General features: G+C 55.8%; 11 protein-coding genes. 10 read left to right on the forward strand and 1 reads right to left on the reverse strand.

The window, feature by feature from the left end; translation table 11 throughout:
• Positions 1-150 precede the first annotated feature (150 nt).
• The 6 genes from ACOOFE_RS03600 (at position 151) to ACOOFE_RS03625 (ending at position 6,973) form a co-directional block, all read left to right on the forward strand.
• Positions 151-1,158, forward strand: a complete 1,008-nt coding sequence (locus ACOOFE_RS03600) for a BMP family protein (RefSeq protein ID WP_420413686.1) — start codon at positions 151-153, stop codon at positions 1,156-1,158.
• 103 nt (positions 1,159-1,261) lie between these two features.
• The gene (locus ACOOFE_RS03605) at positions 1,262-2,809 is read left to right on the forward strand and encodes an ABC transporter ATP-binding protein (protein WP_420413687.1); all 1,548 of its coding nucleotides are present in this window, start codon (positions 1,262-1,264) and stop codon (positions 2,807-2,809) included.
• Positions 2,806-3,888, forward strand: a complete 1,083-nt coding sequence (locus ACOOFE_RS03610; protein ID WP_420413688.1) for an ABC transporter permease — start codon at positions 2,806-2,808, stop codon at positions 3,886-3,888. The genes ACOOFE_RS03605 and ACOOFE_RS03610 overlap by 4 nt, the downstream gene beginning before the upstream one ends.
• On the forward strand, positions 3,885-4,829 hold the full coding sequence (locus ACOOFE_RS03615) for an ABC transporter permease (RefSeq protein ID WP_420413689.1): 945 nt from the start codon (positions 3,885-3,887) through the stop codon (positions 4,827-4,829). The genes ACOOFE_RS03610 and ACOOFE_RS03615 overlap by 4 nt, the downstream gene beginning before the upstream one ends.
• A 13-nt stretch (positions 4,830-4,842) precedes the next feature.
• Positions 4,843-6,135, forward strand: a complete 1,293-nt coding sequence (locus ACOOFE_RS03620; RefSeq protein ID WP_420413690.1) for an amidohydrolase family protein — start codon at positions 4,843-4,845, stop codon at positions 6,133-6,135.
• A 112-nt stretch (positions 6,136-6,247) separates the two neighbouring features.
• On the forward strand, positions 6,248-6,973 hold the full coding sequence (locus ACOOFE_RS03625; protein WP_420413691.1) for a uridine monophosphate kinase: 726 nt from the start codon (positions 6,248-6,250) through the stop codon (positions 6,971-6,973).
• Positions 6,974-7,007: 34 nt separating this feature from the next.
• Here the strand turns inward: ACOOFE_RS03625 and ACOOFE_RS03630 are convergent, their stop codons facing one another.
• Positions 7,008-7,922 carry a LysR substrate-binding domain-containing protein gene (locus ACOOFE_RS03630; RefSeq protein ID WP_420413692.1) on the reverse strand — a complete coding sequence of 305 codons (915 nt, stop codon included), beginning with the start codon at positions 7,920-7,922 and terminating at the stop codon, positions 7,008-7,010.
• A gap of 120 nt (positions 7,923-8,042) precedes the next feature.
• Here ACOOFE_RS03630 and ACOOFE_RS03635 point away from each other — a divergent pair, with 120 nt between their 5' ends.
• Genes ACOOFE_RS03635 through ACOOFE_RS03650 form a run of 4 tightly spaced genes read left to right on the forward strand, consistent with a single transcriptional unit; the run spans position 8,043 to position 11,839 of the window.
• Complete coding sequence (locus ACOOFE_RS03635) at positions 8,043-9,074, forward strand: ABC transporter substrate-binding protein (RefSeq protein ID WP_420413693.1); 1,032 nt, start codon at positions 8,043-8,045, stop codon at positions 9,072-9,074.
• A gap of 60 nt (positions 9,075-9,134) precedes the next feature.
• The gene (locus tag ACOOFE_RS03640; RefSeq protein ID WP_420413694.1) at positions 9,135-10,178 is read left to right on the forward strand and encodes an ABC transporter ATP-binding protein; all 1,044 of its coding nucleotides are present in this window, start codon (positions 9,135-9,137) and stop codon (positions 10,176-10,178) included.
• On the forward strand, positions 10,175-11,035 hold the full coding sequence (locus tag ACOOFE_RS03645; protein WP_247653811.1) for an ABC transporter permease: 861 nt from the start codon (positions 10,175-10,177) through the stop codon (positions 11,033-11,035). Before ACOOFE_RS03640 ends, ACOOFE_RS03645 begins: the two co-directional genes overlap by 4 nt.
• A 9-nt stretch (positions 11,036-11,044) precedes the next feature.
• Positions 11,045-11,839 carry an ABC transporter permease gene (locus ACOOFE_RS03650; protein ID WP_420413695.1) on the forward strand — a complete coding sequence of 265 codons (795 nt, stop codon included), beginning with the start codon at positions 11,045-11,047 and terminating at the stop codon, positions 11,837-11,839.
• The last annotated feature ends 1 nt before the right edge of the window (position 11,840 follow it).

An 11,840-nucleotide genomic window follows, 5' to 3' on the forward strand; every position in this document is an offset into this window, starting at 1 on the left:
TCCATTTCTATGCACAGCGAACGCTCATAAAACACGCTATAAATTTGCCCGTTTGTTCAAAATTTTTGCTGAATCTGGTCTTGCATAACTTGTGAGCACGCCGGATCTGTGGTCATCTTTATCCGTAAAATTACTTTACAGGGGTTCCAGATGTTCACTGTTAAACCGTTCTCAAAGGTCCGCAGGGGCCTGTTGGCGGCTGCCATGGCTGTTACAGCCGCCGCCACGTTTCCGCTTTCTTTTGCTGAGGCCGCAGATCCGATCAAGGTTGCTGCGATCTACACCGTTCCGGTCGAGCAGCAATGGGTGAGCCGCATCGACAAGGCGCTTAAAGCCGCCGCAGAGCGCGGTGACATCACCTACACCTTCTCTGAAAATGTCGCTAACACCGACTATGAGCGCGTCATGCGCGAATATGCCGAACAGGGCATGGACCTGGTCGTTGGTGAAGCCTTTGCGGTGGAGCGTGCCGCCCGCAAGGTGGCAGCTGAATACCCGGAAACAGCCTTCCTGATGGGCTCGTCCTTTGGTGCGGCCAAGCCGAATTTCTCCGTTTTTGACAACTGGATCCACGAACCGAGCTATCTCTCCGGCATGATTGCTGGCGCCACCACGAAGTCCAATGTCATTGGCATGGTCGGCGGTTATGCGATCCCGGAAGTGAACCGTCTGATGCATGCCTTCATGGATGGTGCCACTTCGGTCAATCCGGACGTCAAGTTCCTGGTGACCTTCATCAACTCCTGGTACGATCCGCCTAAGGCGAAAGAATCTGCCTTTGCGATGATCGATAAGGGTGCTGATATTCTCTACGCCGAGAGGTTTGGTGTATCTGATGCGGCTAAGGAAAAGGGCATTTTGGCCATTGGCAATGTGATCGACACCGCTGCTGATTATCCGGGTACTATCCTGTCGTCCGCTCTGTGGCACATGGAGCCGACAATCGACAAGGCGATTGCCGCTGTTGTGGCAGATGAATTTGAACCGGCAGACTATGGTCCTTACAGCTTCATGGGCTACGGCGGCGGCAGCTTCCTGGTTGATGAAGGCCTAGCATCAGCAGAGGCTGTTGCTGCGGCGAAAGCCAAGGAACAGGAAATTCTTGACGGGCTCTTCCGCGTCAATGTCAACGACAGCGAGCCGAAGTCGACCATGTAATCGGCGATTTCCGAATTTGCTGGCGGCTTACGAGCCGCCGGTTTTCCTAGCAAACGCCAGGTCCTTTGGCGCAGTTTGATCATCTGATTTTCCGGAGGTTGGCATGGCGCCGCCCGCAGCAGATGCACCCGTCCTTTTAAGGCTTGACGGCATCACCAAACGCTTTGGCGCTTTGACCGCCAACGGCGATGTTTCGCTTGATTTGAGACAAGGGGAAATTCTGGCCCTGCTTGGCGAAAACGGAGCCGGTAAAACCACTCTCATGAATATCCTCTTCGGTCACTATGTGGCGGATGAGGGAGGCGTTCTGGTCAAGTCTGAAGATGCTGATCTTGTTGAGCTGGAGCCCGGATCTCCGCACGCAGCGTTGGAAGCCGGCATCGGCATGGTTCACCAGCATTTCACGCTGGCGGAGAACCTCAGCGCCTTCGATAACATTCTGCTTGGCACCGAACCGTTGGCGGCGATCAAATCCGCCCGAGCGCCTGCTCGAAAGAAACTTGAAGACCTGATGCAACGATCCGGATTGACGGTCAATCTGGATACCCGTATTTCGCAACTTTCTGTCGGTGAAAAGCAACGGGTTGAAATCCTGAAAGCCCTTTACCGTGATGCGAGGGTTCTGGTTTTGGATGAGCCGACCGCGGTGCTCACGCCACAAGAATCTGACACCTTATTTGCAACACTGACCAAGCTGGCGAAGGATGGTCTCGGAATCATCTTCATCTCGCACAAGCTCGCGGAGGTCATGGCGTCTTCGCATCGGATCGCAGTTCTGCGCGGCGGCCGGAAAGTGGCAGATTTACCGACATCAGAATGTTCCCAGCGCCAGCTCGCTGAACTAATGGTCGGCCACGAGATTACCGAAACCGTGCGCGAGCCCGGAACGCCCGGCGCGCCACTGTTTGCCCTCAAAGAGGTTTCAGCCGGTCATGGTCGGGACGTGATTTCGAATGTTTCCCTGGAACTTCTGTCCGGCGAAATTCTTGGAATCGCCGGCGTATCGGGCAATGGCCAAACAACACTGGCGCGGGTGATTTCCGGTTTGGAAACCGTCGAGATGGGTACAGTCGTCCTCGATGGTGAGGACTTGGCTCAGGCCAGTCCGCGCACGGTGATCGACACGGGCCTTGCGCGTATCCCCGAAGATCGCCATCACGATGGTATCGTGGGCGCGATGACGGTCTCTGAAAACCTCGCCATTGAAGCAATCCGCAAACCTGAAAACCAGAGGTTCGGGATGCTGCGCTTTGCTGCCATGCGGGAGCGGGCAAAGGATCTGATCAAGGCCTATGACATCCGTTGTCAAAGTGAGGCCAGTCCTGCCCGGCTGCTCTCGGGTGGCAACATTCAGAAAATCGTTCTGGCACGAACGTTGGAAACTCAGCCGAAGGTCGTTCTGGCGGCGCAGCCGTCGCGCGGACTGGATGTCGGAGCGACCTCTGATGTCCATAAAAGGCTGCTGGCCGCGCGCGCGCGGGGGGCCGGTGTCATTCTCATTTCCGAAGACCTGGATGAACTCATGCGCCTGTCAGACCGGATTGCCGTGATCCACCGCGGACATTTGTCTGAAGCGGAACCAACCGAAACACTCGACCGAGGGAAACTGGGCCTGCGTATGGCCGGACATGATGGGGAAGAAGCTGCATGATCCGTTTTGAACCCAGAGGTCCGGTTGCCGTCTCCAAAGTCATTGGGGTGACGGTTGCAGCTGCCGTTGCTGCGCTCATTCTAGCAGCGATTCCTATGCTGTTCGCCGGCCTGTCCGTCTTCGAAGCTTATGGATTGATGGTCAAAGGCGCGTTTGGATCCGCCTTTGCTTTTACCGAAATGCTGACAAGGGCAACCCCCTTGATCCTCACCGGATTGGCCGCCGCTGTCGCATTCCGGGCAAAACTCTGGAACATCGGCGCAGAAGGCCAGCTTTATGCGGGTGCATTGGCAGCCGTTGCGGTCGGGACGGGTCTGATCTCCGGACCATCTTATGTGCTCATTCCCACGGTCATCCTTGCCGGGGCATTGACCGGCGGGCTGGTTATGCTCGGCCCGACGCTTCTGAAAACGCGGCTCGGAGTCGATGAGGTTGTCACCACGCTTTTGTTGAACTTCGTCATACTGCTCTTCGTCCAGATGATGCTGGAAGGCCCTATGAAAGATCCGATGGGCATGGGCTGGCCGCAATCCGAACCCATTCTGGATGAAGCGGCCTTGCCGAAGCTCATGGCCCGCATGCGCATTCACTGGGGTTTGGTGATCGCACTTGTTGCGTCGCTGGGCGTCTATTTCCTGCTGAAACGCACGGTCTGGGGTTTTGAAATCCGGGCCGTCGGCGAAAACGCGGCGGCTGCCCGCCATGCAGGCATTCCGGTGACGGCGACTTTCATTCGTGTAGGGCTGCTCTCCGGCGCACTAGCCGGTCTTGCCGGTGTCGGTGAAGTCGCAGGCCTCAAGGGCTATCTGACCGCAGACTTGTCGCCCGGCTTTGGATATTCCGGGATTGTCGTTGCCATGCTGGCAGGCCTATCGCCCATCGGCGTTGTCTTTGCTGCGCTGTTCATTGCCAGCATATTTGTCGGCGCCGACTCCATGTCCCGGGCAACCGGAGTGTCGAACTATCTTGCTGACCTGATTGTTGCGATGGCGCTGTTGTGTGTGCTTGTTTCAGGTCTGTTTTTGAGGTTCAAGATACGCTTTGTCGGCGCGCCGCATGCCAAGGAGGCCGCGAAATGATCGAGATCCTCGACATTCTCCTCTCTGCGAACTTTTGGGCAGCAGCACTCCGGATCGCGACGCCGCTGATCTTCGGCGTCATCGGGGCACTGATCTGCGAACGGGCCGGTGTTCTCAATCTCGGGATTGAAGGCATTTTCACTGCCGGGGCCATGGCCGGCTGGATGGCCGTCTGGCTTGGCGCTGGGCTCTGGGGCGGTGTTTTGGTCGCGGCGCTCGCGGGTGGTTTTTTTGGCTTGATCCACGCCATTTTGACCGTGCCGCTGGGTTTGTCGCAGCACGTTTCGGGGATCGGGGTGACGTTGTTTGCAACGTCTCTGAGCTATTTTATCTACCGCACGGCCTTACCGGACGTGTCCTCGCCGCCACGGATCGAAGCTTTCAAACCACTCGATATTCCGGTCTTGTCCGATTTGCCGTTCATTGGCCCGGCCTTGTTCCAACAGACGTCGCTGACGTTCCTGGCACTGATCCTGGTACTGGCAACAGCCTATGTGCTCTATCGCACACCATTGGGTCTTGCGATCCAGGCCGTTGGCGATAATCCGTCAGCGGTCGAATCCCAGGGGCTTTCCGTTTATGGTCTGCGGATCGGGGCTGTTGTCGTGGGATCCTCCATCATGGCGCTGGGTGGAGCGTTCCTGACCATGTCTGCTTTCGACGCCTTCTTCTTCGGCATGGTCAACGGCCGGGGCTGGATCTGCATCGCCTTGACGGTCTTTGCTTCCTGGCGGCCGGGCAAGGCCTTGCTCGGAGCATTGCTATTCGGTGCATTCGATGCTTTCCAGGTGCGATTGCAAACCGAAGTCGGCAGCTTCATCCCAGGACAAGTGTTCCTGATGATGCCGTACATACTCTCCATTCTGGCGCTGATCGTGGTGGCTCGCAAAGCCGACTATCCGCGCGCGCTTCTGGTTCCCTATTTCCGCGGCCAACGCTGACAGGTGTTTCTTCATGAGCTTTGACCTTCTCATCAAAAACGCAAATCTGCCTGATGGCAGAACCGGGGTGAATATTGCTTGTCAGGACGGTGTGATCGCCGCTGTTGAGGCGGGCATCACGGCAGATGCCGGCAAGGTGATTGATGCTGGCGGCAAACTGGTCTCACCGCCGTTTGTCGACAGTCATTTTCATATGGATGCCACCTTGTCACTTGGCTTGCCGCGCATGAACCAGAGCGGCACCCTGTTGGAAGGCATTGAGCTTTGGGGGGAGCTGAAGGAAATCCTGACTGTTGAGGCTGTGGTTGAGCGGGCGTTGAAGTATTGTGACCTCGCTGTCTCCCAAGGGCTACTCGCCATCCGTACCCACGTCGATGTTTGCGACGATAAACTGACTGGCGTTCAAGGCCTTTTGGAAGTCCGTGAGAAGGTCAAGGATTACATCGATCTGCAGCTTGTGGCTTTTCCGCAAGATGGCCTTTTCCGCTCACCGAACGCGGAAAAGAACCTTATAAAAGCGCTCGACATGGGCGTCGATATTGTCGGCGGCATCCCGCATTTTGAGCGCACCATGGACGATGGTGCCAAATCCGTCCGCCGTCTGTGCGAGATCGCAGCTGAACGCGGGCTCCTGGTCGATATGCACTGCGATGAGACCGATGATCCGATGTCGCGGCATATTGAGACCCTTGCCTACGAGACACAGCGTTTGGGATTGCAGGGACGGGTAGCCGGATCCCATCTGACGTCCATGCATTCCATGGACAATTATTATGTGTCCAAGCTTCTGCCGCTTATTGCAGAAGCGGAAGTTCATGCAATCGCCAATCCCCTGATCAATATCACACTACAAGGGCGCCATGACACCTATCCGAAACGGCGTGGTCAAACCCGCGTTCCGGAAATGCGGTCCTACGGTATCAATGTCGCCTTCGGCCATGACTGTGTGATGGATCCCTGGTATTCCATGGGGTCCGGTGACATGCTGGAGGTCGCCAGTATGGGGCTGCATGTGGCCCAGATGACCAGCCGGGACGCGATTCGCTACTGTTTTGAATGCGTTACCCGTCACCCGGCAAAAGCCATGGGTCTTGAGGGCTATGGTCTTGAAGTAGGCTGCAAGGCGGATTTCGTTTTGCTGCAGGCCCGGGACACCATCGAAGCCATCCGTCTGAAAGCGGCCCGTCTTGCCGTCGTTAAATCCGGAAAGGTGATTGCCACGGCCGAGCCCCGGCAAACGCAACTGGCAATCGAAGGCCGTCCCGCTGTGGTTGACCCCGCAGACTATGCTCCAAGGGAAAACTAAGACCTGCCGGTTAGATCCACCGCCAAATAGGGATGACAAATTTACCTGCCTTGACTCCAGGGGGGACATCCGATGCCATTGGTCAGTTTGATTCCAAAACCGAGGTGGCGCGATGAGACTGTTGGTTAAGGTGAGTGGTGAAGCACTGGCCGAAGGTTCCAGTGGTGTGTTTTCCGACGACGCGATTTCCCGTGTCACTGAATATCTGGTGTCTCTGGCGCGCAATGGCCATGAAGTGGTGGTCGTTGTTGGCGGTGGTAATATCTTTCGTGGCACCACGTCTTCCGATTGGAACATCGAGCGGGTAGAAGCCGACAATGTCGGCATGCTTGGCACCATCGCCAACGGCATATTGCTGCGTGCTAAGATCGAGGCGACTTCGGATGTTGAAGTCCGGCTGATGTCGGCTGTCGACATTCCGGCAATTGGTGAGAAGTACATCCGCCGTCGCGCCCTGCGCCATCTGGAACGCGGTCGCCTTGTGCTTTTGAGCGGCGGTATTGGTCAGCCCTATGTGACGACCGACTACCCGTCCGTTCAGCGGGCGGTCGAACTTGATTGCAACAGCGTGCTGTGTCTGAAAAACGGCATCGACGGGGTCTACGACAGCGATCCGAAACTCAACGCCGATGCTCGCAGGTACAAGACACTTTCAATTGAAACAGCGATCACCAATTCGCTTGGCTTCATGGACCGGTCTGCGCTTGTTTTGGCCAAACAGCACGATGTCCAAATCCACGTCATCGGGGTGGATTCTGGTACTTCGGTATTGGAGGCGGTGAACAGCGATACGGTCGGTACTCGCGTTTCCCGCGATGCCGAAAGCGCGTTTTACTGACGAATAGGTGTAGGCGCGATATTGGGAAACTTTGTCATTCCTGTGTGCTTTTATCGTCATAAGTTTCTAGGTGTTTGGCGACAATATCCATAAAGCTGCGGCTGATTTGTGAGACCGGTTTGTGTTTTGGGTAAAGCGCCTGATAGCTGTATTGGATCTTCGGTGAAAACGGCCGGACAATAACACGGTTCTGCTGTTCGAGATGCGCTGCTGTGATCGGATCTATCAGGCCGACCCCGGCGCCACTTGCCACCAGCTGGCCCACCGCGACCGAAAGCTGGGTTTCGACTTGAAGTTTGCGTTCAACATCGGCCGCATGAAAAACCGCATCGATTTTCTGGCGGATCGGATAACCGGCACCGAGCGAAATGAACGGCTCGTTTTCCATGTCAGAGGGTTTGAGGCTGTCTTTACCAGCCAGGGAATGGCCGATCGGCAAAATCGCCACCAGCGGTGCGGTCAAAAGAACTTCAGATGTGACGCCAGGGTGTTTGACACTGATCTCCGCAAATCCCAGATCGTATTGCTGGGTTGCGATGCAGTCCGCGACCTTTTGTGAGCTGCGGATCTGCAAGGCAACAGAAATATCCGGCCGCTCCTTACAAAAACTTCCAATTATCGATGGCAAGAACTCCAGAGCCATCGCCGGCATACCTGCGATATGAAGTGTGCCGCGCCGGTAGGTTCCAATCTCCCGGGCAGCCTCTGCGATCGTATCTAGACCAATAAATGAACGTTCCACTTCTTCGAAGAGCGCCTGTGCTTCAGGTGTCGGCGTGAGCCGGTTTTTTACGCGTGAAAACAAGGGGTAACCGACTTGGTGTTCTAGGTCGGATAGGAGCCGGCTGGCTGCGGGTTGGGTGATGTGGATCCGTTTGGCGGCCTCGGTCACGCTGCTGGTTTCGATCATTGCCCGGAAGGCTTCGAGTTGGCGGTGATTCAAGCGCATAGGATCGTCCAGATTTCTATATCATAACATTTGTGCATGATATTCTAAAAAATTGGAACTTGATATATGGAAGGCCGTTCGGCATCACAGGTCACGTCAATAAAGAAGAGGGGAACCCGCATGCGTGCCTTGCTGACCACTGCCGCTGCTGCGCTGGCCGTAACTGCCACATTTGCTCAAGCAGAAGAAAAAACCGTTTATCTCGCCGCCTATGGTGGATCCACTGAAGCCCTGTTCAAGGATGTCATCATCCCGCGCTGGCAGGAGAAGACTGGCGCGAAAGTTGTTTATGTGTCCGGTAACTCCACTGACACTTTGGCAAAACTCCGCGCGCAAGAAGGTGCGCAGGAAATTGACATCGCCTTCATCGATGACGGTCCGATGACCCAAGCCATCAATTTCGGCTATTGCGACACAGTCGATCCTGAGACCTTTAGTGAACTTTACGACGCAGCGCGCATGCCGGAAGGCAAAGCTGTAGGTGTCGGCATCGTCGCAACCGGCCTTGCCTACAACAAAGAGATGTTTGCGGAAAAAGGTTGGAATGCGCCGACATCCTGGGCGGATCTTGCCGATCCAAAATTTAAAGGAATGATCGCTATTCCGCCGATCACTAACGGTTATGGCCTGCTTGCCCTCATCATGGCTGCCAAGCTGAACGGTGGTGGTGAAACGAACATCGAGCCTGGTTTCAAGATGTTTGAAGACAAGATCGGTGACAATGTACTGGTTTATGAGCCGTCTTCCGGCAAGATGTCCGAGCTCTTCCAAAATGGAGAAATAGCGATGTCCGTTTGGGGCAGTGGCCGCTTAAAGTCACTCGCCGACACGGGTTTTCCGGGGGCTTTTGCCTACCCGGATGAAGGTGCTGTCAATCTCCTGATCGGGGCGTGCCCGGTCGTTGATTCCGATGTGCCGGAACTCGCGCAGGACTTCTTGAAGTTTATGGTTTCAGCGGAAATGCAGCGCTATTTTGCTGTCGAGAAAGGCTGGGGCCCGGTCAACCGGAACACTGAACTTTCCGACGAAGAAATTGGCGCATTGCCGGTCGGTCCTGGACGTGTCGATAAGCTTGTCACAATCGACTACACCGTCGTCAACAAAGAGCGCGGTGCCTGGACCCAGCAGTGGACCCGTCGTATCGAAAACTGATCGGCCTTCATTTTGGAGACGCGCGTTTGCGCGTCTTCGCACTTTTACCTGAGACGCCTTATGACTTTCCTCACCCTACAAAATCTCACAAAGTCCTTCGGGGATTTTCGTGCCGTTCGCGACATGACTCTATCCATCGAGCGGGGTGAGTTCATATCCCTTCTCGGGCCGTCCGGCTGCGGCAAGACGACAACTCTTCAGATGGTGGCAGGGCTTTTGCCACCGACATCTGGCACTATTCTTCTGGATGGCAAGGACATCACCAAGACACCGCCGAACAAGCGGGGATTGGGCATCGTGTTCCAAAGCTATGCCTTGTTTCCTCACATGACCGCCTTGGAAAATGTTGCCTTTGGCCTGGAAATGCGCGGTGTCGGTAAGGCAGAACGCTTGAAACGGGCGGAAAAGGCACTTGATCAGGTCAAGCTGTCTCATTTCATTCAAAGGTATCCGAAACAAATGTCCGGTGGGCAGCGGCAGCGGGTTGCTTTGGCCCGGGCGTTGGTCATTGAACCCCCAGTTCTGCTTCTCGATGAGCCGCTTTCCAATCTTGATGCGAAGCTTCGTGAAGAAATGCGGATCGAGCTGCGCCTTCTGCAGCAAGACATCGGTGTCACCACCATTCTCGTCACGCACGACCAGGAAGAAGCCTTGTCGATGTCCGACCGGATCGTTGTGATGCGAGACGGGGAGATGGCGCAGATCGCAGCACCGCTGGATCTTTATGAGCGGCCGACCAACACCTTTGTGTCCGACTTTGTTGGCAAAACCAATCTGATCACCGGCATCGCGTGCGGCGAGGATACGATTACGGTTGATGGTCAGGTGCTGTCTGCGCCTGGTCACGGGCATCCCAAAGGCGATGGCGTCACCTTGTCGATCCGCCCGGAAAAATTCGTGCTGTCAGCCGATGGCGACGGCCATGCGGCCACCATCCGCGCGGCCATTTTCATGGGGTCCAGCTGGCTCTATAGGGTCGACAGTCCTATGGGCGAATTGTTCGTCGCGCAGACCAACACTGGCGCACCGGGCTTTACCCGTGGTCAATCCGCACGTCTTAGCTGGCCTGCAGACGCCATGACCTTGTTTGCCGAGGCTGCATGATGACGACCTCGCGTTTGACTTCTTATCTAATGACCGGCCCTGGGGTGGTCTTTTTTGCGGCGCTGCTCGGTGTGCCGATGGTGCTGACATTCCTGCTCAGTCTACACGCTTACGATTTCACCGCAGGCGTTCTGCCGGGTTGGACGCTGGCCAATTACGCAGACGTTTTGGGAGATCCCTATTTTCACAAGATCTTCGCCCGAACCTTCGGCCTTGCGCTCCTGGTGACGATCATTTGCGTGCTGATCGGGGCTCCCGAAGCTTACGTTCTGTCCCGGTTGAGCAATCCTTGGCGGTCTATCTTTTTGCTCGTCGTTCTCGGACCTCTGCTGATTTCCGTTGTTGTGCGGACACTCGGGTGGGCGCTGTTTTTCGGCGGCAGCGGTGTGCTGACCATGGTGGCACAGGGCCTCGGGTTTTCAGACAAACCCGTCAGCCTGATGTTCACCTTTACCGGTATGACCATCGCACTGGTTCATGTTCTGGTGCCGTTTATGGTGATTTCTATTTGGGCGGCGTTGCAAAAGATCGATACCCAGAGTGAAGACGCAGCTCTAACACTAGGCGCATCTAAACTGACGGTTCTTTGGCGGATCACCTTGCCTCAGGCGATGCCCGGAATCTTGTCGGGCAGCATCATCGTCTTTGCCCTGACAGCGAGTGCCTTTGCGACGCCAGCGATTATCGGCGGGCGCCGGATGAAGGTGGTGGCAACGGCCGCCTACGACGAATATCTCAGCACCCTCAATTGGCCGCTCGGTGCGACAATCGCGGTTCTGCTGCTTCTTGCCAACATCGCGATCATCGTCAGCTACAACAAGCTGATTGAGCGTCGCTTTGCCAAAATCTTCGAATAGGAGCCTGCAATGCAGCGTCTTGGACCTGTTGCTCTGATTTTTCACGCCGTCTTTGTGGCCTTCATTCTCGCGCCATTGCTGATGGTGATCGCCGTCTCCTTCACTGACAAGGGATACCTGTCCCTGCCGACCGATGGCCTGTCTCTCCGGTGGTTCTATGCGATCCTGGAAAATCCGGATTTCATCACCGCTTTCTGGATGTCCTGCTGGCTGGCGCTTTTATCTGCCTCAATCGCCGTTGCGATTGCTGTTCCGGCTGCGCTTGCAATTGCCCGCCACCGCTTCCGGGGGCGGGATGTCATCGCAGCGTTTTTGCTGTCACCTCTGATGATCCCCCACCTGGTGCTTGGTGTCGCTTTCCTGCAGTTCTATTCCAAGATCGGAATGGGCGGTACGTTTGCCGGTCTGACTGCGGCCCACGTTATCCTGATCACGCCCTATGCCCTGCGCCTTGCCTTAGCATCGGCGACTGGACTTCCGCAGGATGCGGAAAATGCAGCGCTCACACTTGGCGCATCCAAATTCACCGTATTCCGGCGTGTGACCTTGCCGCTCATATTGCCCGGTGTTGCAGGTGGCTGGCTTCTGTCCTTCATCACCAGCTTCGATGAACTCACCATGAGTGTGTTTGTCGCCTCACCAGCGACCCAAACGTTACCCGTCCGGATGTATCACCACATCGCGCAAACCATTGATCCGTTGATTGCTTCGGTCTCTACCGTTCTGATTGTTCTGACTTTTGCCGTTATGCTGCTGCTCGACCGGCTCTATGGTCTCGACAAGATCTTCGTCGGAAAGGGGTAAC

The organism is Roseibium sp., from assembly GCF_965216085.1.
Lineage (GTDB): Bacteria > Pseudomonadota > Alphaproteobacteria > Rhizobiales > Stappiaceae > Roseibium.